Here is a 13,062-nt window from a genome sequence, read left to right on the forward strand (position 1 = left end):
GGGGGCCTCAGCCGTGCCTGGCGTCGGTGGCCGTGTGGGGAGGTGGGGCCCGCCGACTCTCAGCGGCGGCGCTTGCTGCCGCTGCGCGAGAAGTCGAGCCCGTCGACTTCTTGTTCCGGTGCGGGGCTGTTGCTGGGGTGCCTTCGCCCGGGCGGTTGCCGCCGGGGGGTGCGGTGTCGTTGCGTGGGACGTCGGGCTGGCCGATTTCCTGTTCCGGGCCGCTTGCCCATGGCAGCGCTGTGCGGGGCCCCTGGGGCGCGCGGTGTTGGGGGTCTCGGCGAGGCGGGGGTCCGCCTGCTGGGGGGCCTCAGCCGTGCCTGGCGTCGGTGGCCGTGTGGGGAGGTGGGGCCCGCCGACTCTCAGCGGCGGCGCTTGCTGCCGTTGCGCGAGAAGTCGGGCCGGCCGACTTCCTGTTCCGGGCCGCTTGCCCATGGCAGCGCTGTGCGGGGCCCCTGGCGCGCGCGGTGTGGCGGGCTCGCCGACTTGCTGTTTCGGCGTGCCTGCCTGCGGCGGCGGTTTCGGCTGTCCGGACTGCTGGGATGCGTGGCGTGCGAGGTCGGGCTGGCCGACTTCCTGCTCCGGTGTGCCTGCCTGCTCGTGGTGGCGGTTTCGGCTGCGCGGGCTGCTGGGGGGCGTGGCGTGAGAAGTCGGGCCCGCCGACTGCCTGCTCCGGGCCGATGCGGGGGTCAGCCGGTCGTCGGGGCGGTCGGGGGGGCCGGGGCGGCGGCGGGGGGTGGGGTGGTGGCCGGGGGAGTCAGGGTGGGGGAGCCGGGCCAGGACTCCTCCAGGGTGCCGTCCGCGCGCAGCGTGTAGCGGGTGGATGTGGCGGCCCCGGTCTGGGCGACCCGCTCCTCCCGCACCAGTGCGCCGTTCTCCAGCCGCCAGGACGCCGTCGCCTGCGGATCGGCCGCCGAGGAGCGCGAGGTGACGGCGACCGGGTTGGCGCCGCTGAAGGCGAACAGCTGCACCAGGTCGGCCGGGACCGAGCCCTCCGAGCGGCGCAGCACGACCACGGTCGCCGGCTCGCCCTTGTACCGCGCCGGGAGGACCGCGCTGAGTACGACCTGCGGCCCCGCGCCCGTCGTCGAGCGGCCGTCCCGCAGGGCGATCGCCGGGCCGCCCGCCGGGTCGGAGTAGCTGCGGTTCGGCCAGTCGACCCCCGGGGTCGGGCCCTGGGCGGGCAGCAGCGCGCCGTCCGCGGCGCCGCCGCCCGGCGCCCCGTGCGCCGCGGCCGCCAGCGGCGTGGTCGACGGCGCGAGGCCGTCGGCCGAGATCCCCGTCCCGGCCGGCGCCTCCGGCCCCGAGCCGGCCGCCGGGGCCGCCGAGGGTGCCGAAGCCGTGCCCCCCGGGGAGGCCGGGGCGGACGCGGAACTCGCGGGTGCCCGGAGTCCCTGCTTGTCCCGGTTCTCGCACCCCTGCGCCGCCGCGATGGCCAGCGCCACGCCCACCGTCACCGTCACGAACACCACCAGCCGCTGCCGCAGCAGCCGCCGTCGCGCCGTCGCGGGCCGCCCGCCGGGTGCGGGCGTGTGCTGCCGGTCGCCGGCGCGGCCGCGCGGCCCGCCCGGCCGGGGCGCGCGGCCGCGTGCGGGCGGCGGGGTCTGCTGGCGCTCGCGCATCGGCCGGGTCGCCTGGGCGGTCTCCGGCCGGGGGAGCGGCGCGGTGGCCGCCTGCCCGTCGGCCGGACCGGGGGCCCGCCGCGGTACGCCGCCGGCCGCGCCCGCCCGGGCCCGGGCGGCGGCCGGGGCCTGCTCGGGTGCCCGTCCGGGCGCCGGGACGCCGCGCGGAGCGGCGGCCGGCGGCGCGGGCGGCACCGGCCCGGCCGGGCGCACCGGATGTCCCTGCTGCCCCTGCGGGCCCGGACGTCCCGGCTGCCCCTGGTACGCGGGCTGTCCCGGGCGCCCCGCGACCCCGCCCCGCTCCGCGCCCGCCGCCCCGGCGGCGCCGGCCTGGCCGCGCGCGGCCGCGCGCCCGCGGCCGAACGGTCCGCCGGAGCCCTGGCCCGCCCCGCCGGCCGAGCCGCGCGCGGCCAGTTCGCTGAGCCGCTCGTGCAGGGCGGCCGCACCGGGCCGCTCGGCGGGCTCCTTGGCCAGGCAGGCCCGGATCAGCGGTGCCAGCTGCGGCGGTACCGCCGACAGGTCGGGCTCCTCGTGGACGACGCGGTAGAGCATGACCTCCGAGGAGGCGCCGGAGCCGAACGGACTGTCCCCGGTGAGCGCGTACGCGAGGGTCGCGCCGAAGGCGAAGACGTCGGTCGCGGGCGTGACGGCGGCCCCCCGGACCTGCTCGGGGGCGAGGAAGCCGGGCGAGCCGACGGCGGTGCCGACGTGGGTGAGCGTGCTGGCGCCGCGCGACCAGGCGATGCCGAAGTCGATGATGCGCGGCCCGCGCGGGGAGAGCAGGATGTTGGACGGCTTGAGGTCGCGGTGGACGACGCCGGCCTCGTGGACCTTGACCAGGCCGTCGGCGAGCGCGGCCCCGATCCGGGCGACCTCGGGCCAGCCGAGCGCCCCCTCGTCGCCGACCCGCTTGTACAGCGAGGGCCCGGGGACGTACGCGGTGGCCAGCCAGGGCCGGTCGGCCTCGATGTCGGAGCCCATGACGCGGGCGGTGCAGCCGCCGCGGATCCTGGAGGCGGCGGCGATCTCGCGGGCGAAGCGGGTGCGGAACTCGACGTCCTCGGCCAGTTCGGAGCGGATCAGCTTGAGCGCGACGCGCTGCCCCCGGCGGTCCGACCCCAGGTAGACCACGCCCATGCCGCCGGCCCCCAGCCGACGGTGCAGGCGGTACGGCCCGACGACGCGGGGGTCCTCACGCCGCAGCCGCATCATCGCCATTCTCGTTTCCCCGTCAGACTGTGGGTGAGGCCCCGTCGGATGGGGCGTCGTCAGTTCCTGTCGGGCACAGCTTACGGACTGCCCGCTGCGGTGTGCTGATACGCAACACCTCAAGCCACCGTCCGATTGTCGGATCTTGGACCGGCCTTCGGGTGGTGGGCTGCCGAATCGTTTCTCGGGGTTCCCCCTCAGGGTTCCCCTGGGACCGTGGAGCGGGCGTCTCCCCCTGCGGTAGTAGGCCCCAGGTCTGATCATCATCCTCCTGGAGGCCAGGAGAACAGTACGACGGCATGACGCCCGCCAACCCCCTCCCGCCATACCGTTGTTCTCAGCGGTGGACGGGGAGCTCGTCCCCCGAGGTAAGCCGTCCACCGCGTCCACGTGCACCACCGTCCATCCACCGGCCGAGCTCACGAACCAGGAGTCAAGGGCATGGCACCGCAGCCCACGGGATCCACCTCCCGACGACGTCGGCCGGCCTTCACCCAGCCCGGAGCCACGGAGCCCACCCGGCACCCCGCGGTGGCGGTGGCCATGGCACTGCCCTGCGCGGTGCTGCTGGCGGTCCTGTTCGGCGGGTGGGAGCAGATGGCCGACCAGGCCCATACGGTGGCCGAGTTGATCGGCCACTGACCGGCCGGGCACCGAGGGTGCCCACAGAGCGGGCACTGATCCCCTGGGGACGGGGAACCAGTGCCGCCGGGGAGGCCGCGCCCGCGATGACCGCGGACGGGCGAGAGCGGCGCGCAGAGCGCCCCGGCAGGCGGAGATGCCGCGTACGGACGTCGGTGAGGGCGACCGTACGCGGCTCTTCTGCGTTCTTCTGCGTTCCCCTGCGTTCCTCCACCGTCCCCGGTCCCTCCCGGAGAGCGCCGAAACGGCCGGGGGCACGCCCGAAAACGGCCGGGGCCGCGACCCGTGGTGGATCGCGGCCCCGGCCGTCACTGTGCGCGATACTGGGATTGAACCAGTGACCCCTACCGTGTCAAGGTAGTGCTCTCCCGCTGAGCTAATCGCGCCTGGTCAGGCGGTGGTGCAACGGGTCCCGGAGGACCTGGCGTGCGCGATACTGGGATTGAACCAGTGACCCCTACCGTGTCAAGGTAGTGCTCTCCCGCTGAGCTAATCGCGCTGGTGCGGTGCTACCGCAGCGAACCCCAGGACCCGAGGATCCGGAAGGTCCGACGTGCGCGATACTGGGATTGAACCAGTGACCCCCACCGTGTCAAGGTGGTGCTCTCCCGCTGAGCTAATCGCGCCTGGAAAGGTGTCCGGCAGGGCCGGGCATGGTGCGCGATACTGGGATTGAACCAGTGACCCCTACCGTGTCAAGGTAGTGCTCTCCCGCTGAGCTAATCGCGCGGGGAGGCCACCCGGCGGGAGCCGGGCGAGCCTCTTGGAGGTGGAGACGGGATTTGAACCCGTGTAGACGGCTTTGCAGGCCGTTGCCTCGCCTCTCGGCCACTCCACCAGGCAACACTCGAAGGACGATCTTACACTGCCCTTCACCGAGCGGACGACGAGATTCGAACTCGCGACCCTCACCTTGGCAAGGTGATGCTCTACCAACTGAGCCACGTCCGCCTGTCTCCCGGGATCTTCACCGGTTTTCCCGGCTGCGCTCCCTGGCGACGTGTTGAACTCTAGCGGATTCCCGGGCCAGCGAAAAATCCGTTCCCGCAGCATGCCCGGCCGGTGGGCGCCGGACGCCCTCCGCGTGCCCCGGCGCCGGACGGCCCGGACGGCCCGGGCGCGGGCGGACCGGCACCCTGAGTGACACCCGCAGGTCACCCGGCGTACGCCCGCGCGACCCCGGGATCTGCTCACGCCCCCCGACCTACACTTCAGGCACCGCCACCCGAGCAGAGCCCCGCGCAGGAGAACCGTGTCCGGCCACCCCGACCCCCAGCACCCCCTCGCCCGCTTCGGCGGCCGCCTCGCCACCGGGCTGCGCGACGTCACCTCCGACCCCGCCGCCCTGGACTCCGCCGGCTGGTGGGCCGTCGCCTACGACTTCGAGGGCCGGCTGACCTGCGCCCGCTTCGACGACGTCCGCCCGGCCCCCGCCCCGCCCTCCGGCGCCGGCTGGCTCGGCCCGGCCGCCGGGGACTGGCGCAGCTCGCTCGACCGCGCCGCCTACACCGCGGGCGTGCGCCGCGTCCGCGAGCACATCGCGGCCGGCGAGGTCTACCAGGCCAACCTCTGCCGGGTGCTCCGCGCACCGCTGCCCGACCCCGCCCGTACCGACATCGACGCCCTCACCGGACTGCTCGCCCACGGCAACCCCGCCCCCTACGCGGGAACGATCCGGCTGCCCGGCCACGGCGTGGAGATCGCCACCGCCTCCCCCGAGCTCTACCTGCGCCGCACCGGCCGCACCGTCTCCTCCGGCCCGATCAAGGGCACCGGGCGCACCGAGCACGACCTGCTCGACAAGGACCACGCCGAGAACGTGATGATCGTCGACCTCGTCCGCAACGACCTCGGCCGGGTCTGCGCCACCGGCACCGTCACCGTGCCCGACCTGTGCGCGGTCGAGAAGCACCCCGGCCTGGTCCACCTCGTCTCCACCGTCGAGGGCACCCTGCGCCCCGACGCCGGCTGGCCCGAACTGCTCGCCGCCACCTTCCCGCCCGGCTCCGTCACCGGCGCGCCCAAGTCCAGCGCCCTGCGGATCATCGAATCCCTGGAGACCGCCCCGCGCGGCCCCTACTGCGGCGCCGTCGGCTGGGTCGACGCCGACCGCGGCGAGGGCGAACTCGCCGTCGGCATCCGCACCTTCTGGATCGACCGGACCGACCCCGCGGCACCCGAACTGTGCTTCGGCACCGGCGCCGGCATCACCTGGGGCTCCGACCCCGGCCGCGAGTGGGCGGAAACCGAGCTGAAGGCCGCCCGCCTGGTCGCGATAGCGTCGGGCACCGACACCCCGCCGCCCACCGACTGAACCCCCCACGGATCGAACCCCGACACGGGCCGAACCCGCCGCCACCCGCAGCCGGCCGGCCCGCGCCCGTCCCGCGAGGAGCACCCCGCGATGCAGCACCCCACCACCAGCTGGGTCAACGGCACCCTCGTCGACTCCGCCGACCCGGCCCTGTCCGTCCTGGACCACGGACTCACCACCGGCGACGGCGTCTTCGAGACCATGAAGGCCGTCGACGGCCGGGCCTTCGCCGTCACCCGCCACCTGGAGCGGCTCACCCGCTCCGCCCGCGGCCTCGGCCTGCCCGACCCCGACCACGACCTGGTCCGCGAGGCCTGCGAGGCCGTCCTCGCCGCCAACCACCCGATGCCCCTCGGCCGCCTGCGCATCACCTACACCGGCGGCACCGCGCCGCTCGGCTCCGAGCGCGGCGACGACGGCCCCACCCTGGTCGCCTCCCTCGGCACCGCCACCCGCCGCCCCGACACCACCGCCGTCACGGTCGTCCCCTGGCGCCGCAACGAGCACAGCGCCGTCGCCGGCCTCAAGACCACCTCCTACGCCGAGAACGTCGTCGCCCTCGCCGCCGCCCACCGCGCCGGCGCCTCCGAGGCCCTGCTCGCCAACACCGCCGGCCGGCTCTGCGAGGGCACCGGCTCCAACGTCTTCGTCGTCCTCGGCGGCCGCCTGCTCACCCCGCCGCTCGCCTCCGGCTGCCTGGCCGGCATCACCCGGCAGCTCGTCGTCGACTGGTGCGGCGCCGAGGAGGCCGACCTCCCGCTCGACGCCCTCCAGGAGGCCGAGGAGATCTTCCTGACCTCCTCCCTGCGCGACGTCCAGGCCGTCACCCGCGTCGACGACCGCGAACTGCCCGGCCCCGGACCGGTCACCACCAAGGCGATGGCCGTGTTCACCCAGCGCAGCGGCGACGACCTCGACCCCTGAGCACCCCGCCCGCCGTTCCGCCGGAGAACCCCTCCGGCGGAACGGCGCAGTCCCGGAGCGGGTCCGACCGGTAGAAGACCCGGGCGGCGGGGAAGGGACCCCGACATGACCACCACGCTGCGCCCCGAGAGCCCGGAGACCCCCACCCCCGCCGGCGGCCGCACCCGGCGCTGGCAGATCTGCGTCAACGGCCGCCCGGTCGGCGGCCTGCGCACCACCGCCGTCCCGCGTGGCAACCGACTCTGGGGCGAGATAGCCGAGTTGGAGGTGCGCAGCGGGCGCGGCCGGGGGCGCGGGACGATCGGCGCGCTGGCCGCCGAGGAGGTGCTGCGCGGCTGGGGCTGCGTCCGGGTGGACGCCGACATCCCCGAGAGCGCGCAGGTCGCCCGCTCCCTCGCCGTCACCCTCGGCTACACCGAGCGGATGCGGAACATGGTCAAGCGGCTGGAAACGGCCCCCGCCCTGCCGCCCGGCACCGCCGCGCGCCCGCTCGGCGCCGCCGACTTCCCCGCCTGGCTGGCCGAGGCCAAGGCCGGCTACCTGCACGACCTGCGCGCCTCCGGCCTCGGCGAGGACGAGGCCCGCGCCAAGTCCGAGGCCGACCACGCGAGACTCCTGCCGCAGGGCGCGGACACCCCCGGCATCGTGCTGCGCCGGCTGTACGGGGCGGGGGAGGAGCCGCTGGGCTCGCTCTGGCTGGCGCTGCGGCTGCGCGACCTGCCCGACGGCGCCCCGCTGGCCTGGGTCATGGTGGTCGAGGTGGCGGACGCCCACCGGGGCCGCGGCCACGGCCGGACGCTGATGCGACTGGCCGAGCGCGCATGCCTGTCGGCGGGCGTCCGCGACCTCGGGCTGAACGTCTTCAGCGGCAACGAGGTCGCGCTGCGCCTCTACGAGTCGCTCGGCTACCGGGTCACCAACCGGGTCTACGGCAAGCCGCTGCTGTGAGCGGCGAGCGGCGAGCGGTGCGCGCGGCCGGTGCGCGGTGCGCGGCCGAGGTCAGGACGCCTTGACGCCCTCCACGGCGGCGATGACGCGCTCCAGCAGGCCGTCCTGGCTCTGCCCGCCGTCCAGGCGCTGCCCGGCGACCACGTACGTCGGCGTGCCGCTCACCCCGATCGCCCGGCCCTCGGCCTGGTCGGCGTCCACGGTCAGCATGTGCCGTCCGTCCACCAGTGCGGTGTCCACCTCCTCGGCGTCCACCCCGACCTCCCGGGCCACCTCCAGCAGCACCGCGGTGCCGCGCGCTTCCAGGTCCGCCACCCGCTCCAGCAGCGCCTCGACGAAGGGCCAGCCGAGTCCCTGGGCGAACGCCTCCTCGGCCGCCTCGGCGGCGGGGTAGGCGTACTTGTGCTTCTCCAGCGGGAAGTGCCGCAGCTCGATCGCCAGCGCGTCGCCGTAGCGGGCGCGCAGCGCGCGGACGTCGGCGAGGGCGGTGCGGCAGTCCGGGCACTGGAGCTCGCACCAGAACTCAAGACGGGGGAGGGAACCTTCGATCATGCCCCCAGTGTTCCACCAGTGGGGCCTGTGCCGTTCCGGCGGCCGGGTCCGCGCAGTCCACCAGACCGGAGCGATGGGAGGTCCGACGAGATGACCAGTCCGACGGCCGGAGTGACGGCGTCCCGGAGGCGGCCGTGCTGACGGCGGCGGCGGCCTTCGCCCTGACGGCGGCGGGCGTGGCCGTGGCGGGCCTGCGGGCCTACCGCAAGCGCTTCCTCTCCGCGACCCGCTGGTTCGCCGTCGCGCTGCTGCCCGCCGGCCTCTATCTGACCGGCCTGTTCCCGGTGGCCCGCACGATCGGCGACGAGATCGCCGACTGGGCGGTCAAGCTGGTCTTCGACCCCCGGGTGTGGACCGGCATCGTGCTGCTGGCGGTCTCCGTGGGGCTGCTCGTCACCACCCGCTGGGTGGGGCGGCGCGGCGCCGTGACCGAGGGCCGTGAGGCCGCGACCCCGGCCGCCGGGCCCGCCCCGGCCCGTCCGGCCGTGGCTCCCGCCGCCGGCGCCCCGGCCGCCGCCGCGGCGCCCGGGCGCCCGGGGAAGGACGGCCGTGCGGAGAAGGCCGGGCGTGCGGAGAAGAAGGGCAAGGGCGGCGACGGCCTCGACGAGTTCGCCGACATCGAGGAGATCCTGCGCCGCCGCGGCATCTGAGCGCGCCGGCCCCGCGGCCGGTCCGGGCCGGTTCAGGCCGAGGTGACGGAGTCCGCCGAGCGCTGGCGGGCCCGGTAGGCGGCCACGTGCAGCCGGTTCCCGCAGGTCCGGCTGTCGCAGTAGCGGCGCGAGCGGTTGCGCGAGAGGTCCACGAAGACCCGTGCGCAGTCCGGCGCCTCGCAGCGGCGCAGCCGTTCGCGCTCGCCCGCGGTGAGGATGAACGCCAGCGCCATGCCGAGTTCGGCGGCCAGGTGGTCGCCGAGGGCGGCGTGCGGCGCGAAGTAGTGGATGTGCCACCCGTGGTGGTCGTGGTTGGTCAGCCGGGGCGTGGTGCCGGCGGCCGCGACCAGGGCGTTGACCAGCTCGGCGGCCTCCTCGGTGGACTCCGTGCCGTAGACCTCGCGCAGCCGGGCGCGCAGCTCGTGCACCTGGCGCAGGTCGTCCTCGGTCAGCGAATCGATCTCGCTGATCTCCTGCCGGACCACGAAGGCGTCGAGGGCGGCCACGTCGGGCATCAGTTCGGTGCCGCACACCTCGGGGGCGGTGTTGAGCAGCTCGACGAGGATGCTCAGCGCGCACTCGGTGTCATGGGTGATCAGCACGTGGAGGCTCCTCGTGCGGAGGGGGCCGTGGGCACCCCGCGACTACGGGTCATTCCCAGACCTTACCGGGGCGGTGCGGCGAGCGACGGCGGCTTGCGTCGAAGATGCGTACGGATTCCGTCAGTCTGTACGGAGTTTTCCGCGGGGGCCGTCCCCGGCGGGTGTCCGCCCGGCCAGGCGTCCGGGCAGCCGGCGCGGCGGCCGGCGCGACGGCCGTCCGGGCGGGAGAACGGCCGCGCCCGGCAGCGAGGCCGGCCATCCACAGGATGGCCGGCCTCGCTGCCGGGCGCCTTCGGTGCCGCAGGCCCGCTCCGATGGGAGAGAACCGTTTCGCCACCGGCCCCGAGACCGCGTCGTGCGCGGCTGAGTCTGCTGCCGTGCCCCCGAGTAGGACGGCTGCGGTTGACGGCAGGGGCTACGACCCCGCCGACAGCGGGGTGTGACCGCCTCCGGTCGGGGTCAGCTTTCGGCGAGGATGTGGGACAGCTCCCGGTCGAGGTCGAAGTGACGGTGTTCGGTGCCGGGCGGCACGGCGGCGTCCGTCCGCTTGAGGAACGACTCAAGCGCCCGGGCCGGGGCCTCCAGCAGGGCTTCTCCTTCCGGAGAGCTCAGGGCGATGCAGACCACCCCTTGCCCGTGGCTGCGCGAGGGCCACACCCGGACGTCGCCCGTACCGGTGGGTCGGTGCAGCCCCTCCGCAAGGAGATCTCGGGCGAACACCCACTCCACGGTCTCGTCGGCACCGGTGTGGAAGGTGGCGTGCACGGCATAGGGGTCGGCGGTGTCGTAGCGAAGGCCCGCGGGGACGGGCAGTGAGGACTCGCTGGACACGATGAGGCGCAGGTGCAGCTCGCAGCTGACCGTGGTGTTCATAAGCGCCATGGCCTTTCGCTCAGTGTGCGCTCGGGGAATCGCACGTCGGCGAACGGACCATCCCACCTCCACGACCGATGTAAACCCCTCTGTCCCGATTCGGGCGCGAGTCGTACCCCTTACGGCGCATTGCGGAATCGCCACAGAGTGCCCGGCCGGCGATTACCGGGCCCCTTCTCGGTTAGTTTCCTGGCATGACTGTGCGAAGCGACGAGGCACGCGGCGACGCGGGCGGGAACACCGGAACGGGGGACGCGATCGTGCCGGACGACACGGGGGTGCCGACGGGGGCGGGCGACGGGGGAGCGACCCCCGGCGGCGAAGGCGGTACGCAGGGTGACAAGCCACTGGGCTCGCGCGCCCCGCGGTTCATCCGCCGCTCCCGCCCGCTGCACCTGAGCTGGCAGGTGGCCGTCTTCCTGGTCGGCCTCGCCGTGGTGGTGCTCGGCGTGATCATGCTCCCGCTGCCGGGTCCCGGCTGGGTGGTCATCTTCCTCGGCATGGGCATCTGGGCGACCGAGTTCGTCTGGGCCCAGCTGGCGCTGCGCTGGACCCGCCGCAAGGTGGCCGAGGCCGCGCAGAAGGCCCTGGACCCGAAGGTCCGGCGCCGCAACCTGACGCTCACCGCGATCGGCCTGACGCTGATCGCCGCGCTCGGCGGCTGGTACCTGTGGAAGTACGGGCTGGTCATGCCCTGGAAGATCCACGAGGACTGAGCCGGTCCGCCCGTCTCCGGCCGGCGGTCCGGACGGGGCCGCCCCGGCGGGGCGGCGTGTTCGGACCACCCCCCGGGATGCGGTAATGTTTTCCCTGCACCCGGGCGATTAGCTCAGCGGGAGAGCACTTCGTTCACACCGAAGGGGTCACTGGTTCGATCCCAGTATCGCCCACCGGAATGCATTGTGACAGGTGAGGCCCAGCCGATTATCGGCTGGGCCTCACCTGTATTTCCGCAATCCGGCGAACGGCGCCGGGAGAATGTGCTGAGGCACAGTCATCTTCCGCGTGACGCACGAGTTCTGCGGAGGCGTCGGAGGCGCTCCGAACGAGTTGTACGGCACCCCCCGAATGGTGCTACAGTTCTTCTCGTTGCCCGGGCGATTAGCTCAGCGGGAGAGCACTTCGTTCACACCGAAGGGGTCACTGGTTCGATCCCAGTATCGCCCACCGGACAGCACGCAGGCCCTGATCGGGAGACCGGTCAGGGCCTGCGGCGTTCCCGGCCCCCGCGCGCTACGCCGCCACCTCGCACTCGTGCTCCGGCGACAGCCGCCGGCCGCACCCGCACCGGGCCGGCCGCAGCGGCCAGGACAGGTCCACCCGCTCGTCCGCCCCCGACCGGTCGAACCACGCCTGCAGCCCCCGGGCCTGCGCCGCGTGCCAGACCGCCTGCCGCAGGTGCAGCTCCGCCGCCGTCAGTCCGCCCAGCGCCCCCGGATAGCGCGCGCCGATCGTCCGCACCACCCCGAGCGCCGCCGTCGCGTCCGCCGCCGCGTCGTGCGCACCGGTCAGCTCCACCCCGTAGTGCGCGCACAGGTCGGTCAGCGTCCGCCGGCCCCGGCGGTAGCGGTCGACGTACTTGTCCAACACCCGCGGATCCAGCACCAGCAGCGCCGCCGGAGCGATCGTCTCGGCCAGCGACACCCCTCGGTGCCGGCGCAACTCCCGGTCCAGCAGCGTCAGGTCGTACGGCGCGTTCATCACCACCACCGGCCGCCCGGCCCGGGCCTGCTCGGCCAGCGCGGCGGCCACCTCCGCCACCACCACCGGCGCCGGCCGCCCGTGCGCCCGCACCGTCTCGTCGCTGATCCCGTGCACCGCGCGGGCGCCGTCGGGTATCGGGACCCCGGGATCGGCGAGCCAGCCGGTGGCCGCCGGGGCGGCGCCGGGGGCGGACTGGACGACCAGGGCGGCCGAGACGATGCGGTCGCTCTCGACGTCCACGCCGGTGGTCTCGGTGTCGAAGGAGGCGAGCGGGCCGGTGAACCAGTGCTGCTGCATGACTGCCCCTCGGAGAACGGCGCGATCCCGCCCCGGTGATACCCGCCCCTGACGCACCCTCAACCGTTTGGCGCCGCACCGGCCGGGCACCCTGCCCACGGGTGCCCTGTTCGAATCCGGACGGGCCGGGGGGACGGGGGAGGACGGACGGTCATGGCGCTGACGCAGCCGCAGCCCGAGGGGGCGGCGGCCGTCCTGCGGGGCGACCTGGCGGTGACCGCCTGCATGGAGACCCTGCAGGTCGGCTACCTGCACGCGGTCGCCGCCGCGGCCGGCTGCTCGCTCTCCCAGCCGTTCCCCGACAACGGCATCGACTGGCAGGTCAGCCACGGCTCGCGCAGCCACGAGGTCGACGACGAGGTCACCGTCAAGATCCAGTTGAAGGCCACCCAGCAGATCGCCCCCGACCCCCGCGGCGCGTTCTTCTCCTTCACCCTGGACAACGACCACCTGCGCAAACTCGCCCGCCCGCGGGTCGCCGTGCCCCGGATCCTCGTCGTCATGCTGCTGCCCCGCCGCGTCGACCGGTGGCTCGCCGCCGGCCCCGACGCCCTCGAACTGCGGCACTGCTGCTACTGGGTCAACCTGGCCGGCCACCCCGTCACCGGGCAGCGCCGCACCAACGTCCGCGTCCCCACCGCGAAGGTCTTCGACGACCGCGCCCTGTGCGCCATCATGGCCCGGGTCGGAGCGGGCGGCAGCCCGTGACGGCCCGGCCCCGGCCGGGA

12 protein-coding genes and 8 tRNA genes are annotated in these 13,062 nt (G+C 74.8%); 9 read left to right on the forward strand and 11 right to left on the reverse strand.

Going from position 1 to position 13,062, the window contains the following annotated elements; all coding sequences use genetic code 11:
• Nucleotides 1-686: 686 nt before the first annotated feature.
• Nucleotides 687-2,837 (reverse strand): serine/threonine-protein kinase, encoded by a 2,151-nt coding sequence (locus ACF1AK_RS32040; protein ID WP_391502341.1) that lies wholly within the window; start codon nt 2,835-2,837, stop codon nt 687-689.
• A gap of 432 nt (nt 2,838-3,269) precedes the next feature.
• On the opposite strand from ACF1AK_RS32040, the gene ACF1AK_RS32045 reads away from it, so the two are divergent.
• Entirely contained in the window at nt 3,270-3,470 is a 201-nt protein-coding gene (locus tag ACF1AK_RS32045) for a hypothetical protein (protein WP_391502342.1), read from the forward strand.
• Nucleotides 3,471-3,784: 314 nt separating this feature from the next.
• Here the strand turns inward: ACF1AK_RS32045 and ACF1AK_RS32050 are convergent.
• From ACF1AK_RS32050 to ACF1AK_RS32075, 6 genes are all read right to left on the reverse strand, one after another.
• Nucleotides 3,785-3,856: transfer RNA gene (locus ACF1AK_RS32050), tRNA-Val, on the reverse strand.
• A 41-nt stretch (nt 3,857-3,897) separates the two neighbouring features.
• Nucleotides 3,898-3,969: transfer RNA gene (locus tag ACF1AK_RS32055), tRNA-Val, on the reverse strand.
• 55 nt (nt 3,970-4,024) lie between these two features.
• Nucleotides 4,025-4,096, reverse strand: a tRNA-Val gene (locus ACF1AK_RS32060).
• A gap of 28 nt (nt 4,097-4,124) precedes the next feature.
• Nucleotides 4,125-4,199: transfer RNA gene (locus tag ACF1AK_RS32065), tRNA-Val, on the reverse strand.
• A 35-nt stretch (nt 4,200-4,234) separates the two neighbouring features.
• Nucleotides 4,235-4,308 (reverse strand) — tRNA-Cys (locus tag ACF1AK_RS32070).
• 40 nt (nt 4,309-4,348) lie between these two features.
• Nucleotides 4,349-4,421 (reverse strand) — tRNA-Gly (locus tag ACF1AK_RS32075).
• Between the two features lie 301 nt (nt 4,422-4,722).
• Between ACF1AK_RS32075 and ACF1AK_RS32080 the strand changes: the two genes are divergently transcribed.
• The 3 genes from ACF1AK_RS32080 to ACF1AK_RS32090 all read left to right on the forward strand — a co-directional run bounded on the left by ACF1AK_RS32080 (nt 4,723) and on the right by ACF1AK_RS32090 (nt 7,656).
• A complete protein-coding gene (locus tag ACF1AK_RS32080) occupies nt 4,723-5,784 on the forward strand; it encodes a chorismate-binding protein (protein ID WP_391502343.1) in 1,062 nt (353 codons plus the stop codon).
• 90 nt (nt 5,785-5,874) lie between these two features.
• On the forward strand, nt 5,875-6,708 hold the full coding sequence (locus tag ACF1AK_RS32085) for an aminotransferase class IV (protein WP_391502344.1): 834 nt from the start codon (nt 5,875-5,877) through the stop codon (nt 6,706-6,708).
• Between the two features lie 105 nt (nt 6,709-6,813).
• A complete protein-coding gene (locus ACF1AK_RS32090) occupies nt 6,814-7,656 on the forward strand; it encodes a GNAT family N-acetyltransferase (protein WP_391502345.1) in 843 nt (280 codons plus the stop codon).
• A gap of 51 nt (nt 7,657-7,707) precedes the next feature.
• On the opposite strand, the gene ACF1AK_RS32095 is transcribed toward ACF1AK_RS32090, so the two are convergent.
• Nucleotides 7,708-8,208 carry a DsbA family protein gene (locus ACF1AK_RS32095; RefSeq protein ID WP_391502346.1) on the reverse strand — a complete coding sequence of 167 codons (501 nt, stop codon included), beginning with the start codon at nt 8,206-8,208 and terminating at the stop codon, nt 7,708-7,710.
• 134 nt (nt 8,209-8,342) lie between these two features.
• On the opposite strand from ACF1AK_RS32095, the gene ACF1AK_RS32100 reads away from it, so the two are divergent.
• Nucleotides 8,343-8,858, forward strand: coding sequence for a hypothetical protein (locus ACF1AK_RS32100; RefSeq protein WP_391502347.1), 516 nt, complete (start codon nt 8,343-8,345; stop codon nt 8,856-8,858).
• 32 nt (nt 8,859-8,890) lie between these two features.
• On the opposite strand, the gene ACF1AK_RS32105 is transcribed toward ACF1AK_RS32100, so the two are convergent.
• Entirely contained in the window at nt 8,891-9,460 is a 570-nt protein-coding gene (locus ACF1AK_RS32105) for a CGNR zinc finger domain-containing protein (RefSeq protein WP_391502348.1), read from the reverse strand.
• A 459-nt stretch (nt 9,461-9,919) separates the two neighbouring features.
• Nucleotides 9,920-10,333 carry an SsgA family sporulation/cell division regulator gene (locus ACF1AK_RS32110; RefSeq protein WP_030056266.1) on the reverse strand — a complete coding sequence of 138 codons (414 nt, stop codon included), beginning with the start codon at nt 10,331-10,333 and terminating at the stop codon, nt 9,920-9,922.
• Between the two features lie 194 nt (nt 10,334-10,527).
• On the opposite strand from ACF1AK_RS32110, the gene ACF1AK_RS32115 reads away from it, so the two are divergent.
• The 3 genes from ACF1AK_RS32115 (at nt 10,528) to ACF1AK_RS32125 (ending at nt 11,500) form a co-directional block, all read left to right on the forward strand.
• Nucleotides 10,528-11,049, forward strand: coding sequence for a TIGR02611 family protein (locus ACF1AK_RS32115; RefSeq protein WP_391502349.1), 522 nt, complete (start codon nt 10,528-10,530; stop codon nt 11,047-11,049).
• A 102-nt stretch (nt 11,050-11,151) separates the two neighbouring features.
• Nucleotides 11,152-11,223: transfer RNA gene (locus ACF1AK_RS32120), tRNA-Val, on the forward strand.
• A gap of 205 nt (nt 11,224-11,428) precedes the next feature.
• A tRNA-Val gene (locus tag ACF1AK_RS32125) sits at nt 11,429-11,500 on the forward strand.
• Between the two features lie 66 nt (nt 11,501-11,566).
• Here the strand turns inward: ACF1AK_RS32125 and ACF1AK_RS32130 are convergent.
• On the reverse strand, nt 11,567-12,334 hold the full coding sequence (locus ACF1AK_RS32130) for an exonuclease domain-containing protein (RefSeq protein ID WP_391502350.1): 768 nt from the start codon (nt 12,332-12,334) through the stop codon (nt 11,567-11,569).
• A 153-nt stretch (nt 12,335-12,487) separates the two neighbouring features.
• On the opposite strand from ACF1AK_RS32130, the gene ACF1AK_RS32135 reads away from it, so the two are divergent.
• Entirely contained in the window at nt 12,488-13,042 is a 555-nt protein-coding gene (locus tag ACF1AK_RS32135) for a DUF4365 domain-containing protein (RefSeq protein ID WP_391502351.1), read from the forward strand.
• Nucleotides 13,043-13,062: the final 20 nt, after the last annotated feature.

Origin of the sequence: Kitasatospora sp. NPDC015120, assembly GCF_043080305.1 — a bacterium.
Taxonomy (GTDB): Bacteria; Actinomycetota; Actinomycetes; order Streptomycetales; family Streptomycetaceae; genus Kitasatospora.

Bases quoted from the DNA above. Each gene is read 5' to 3' on its own strand.
- ACF1AK_RS32040 (WP_391502341.1), bottom strand. From the start codon at position 2,837: ATGGCGATGATGCGGCTGCGGCGTGAGGACCCCCGCGTCGTCGGGCCG.
- ACF1AK_RS32045 (WP_391502342.1), top strand. From the start codon at position 3,270: ATGGCACCGCAGCCCACGGGATCCACCTCCCGACGACGTCGGCCGGCC.
- ACF1AK_RS32085 (WP_391502344.1), top strand. From the start codon at position 5,875: ATGCAGCACCCCACCACCAGCTGGGTCAACGGCACCCTCGTCGACTCC.
- ACF1AK_RS32090 (WP_391502345.1), top strand. From the start codon at position 6,814: ATGACCACCACGCTGCGCCCCGAGAGCCCGGAGACCCCCACCCCCGCC.
- ACF1AK_RS32095 (WP_391502346.1), bottom strand. From the start codon at position 8,208: ATGATCGAAGGTTCCCTCCCCCGTCTTGAGTTCTGGTGCGAGCTCCAG.
- ACF1AK_RS32110 (WP_030056266.1), bottom strand. From the start codon at position 10,333: ATGAACACCACGGTCAGCTGCGAGCTGCACCTGCGCCTCATCGTGTCC.
- ACF1AK_RS32115 (WP_391502349.1), top strand. From the start codon at position 10,528: ATGACTGTGCGAAGCGACGAGGCACGCGGCGACGCGGGCGGGAACACC.
- ACF1AK_RS32130 (WP_391502350.1), bottom strand. From the start codon at position 12,334: ATGCAGCAGCACTGGTTCACCGGCCCGCTCGCCTCCTTCGACACCGAG.
- ACF1AK_RS32135 (WP_391502351.1), top strand. From the start codon at position 12,488: ATGGCGCTGACGCAGCCGCAGCCCGAGGGGGCGGCGGCCGTCCTGCGG.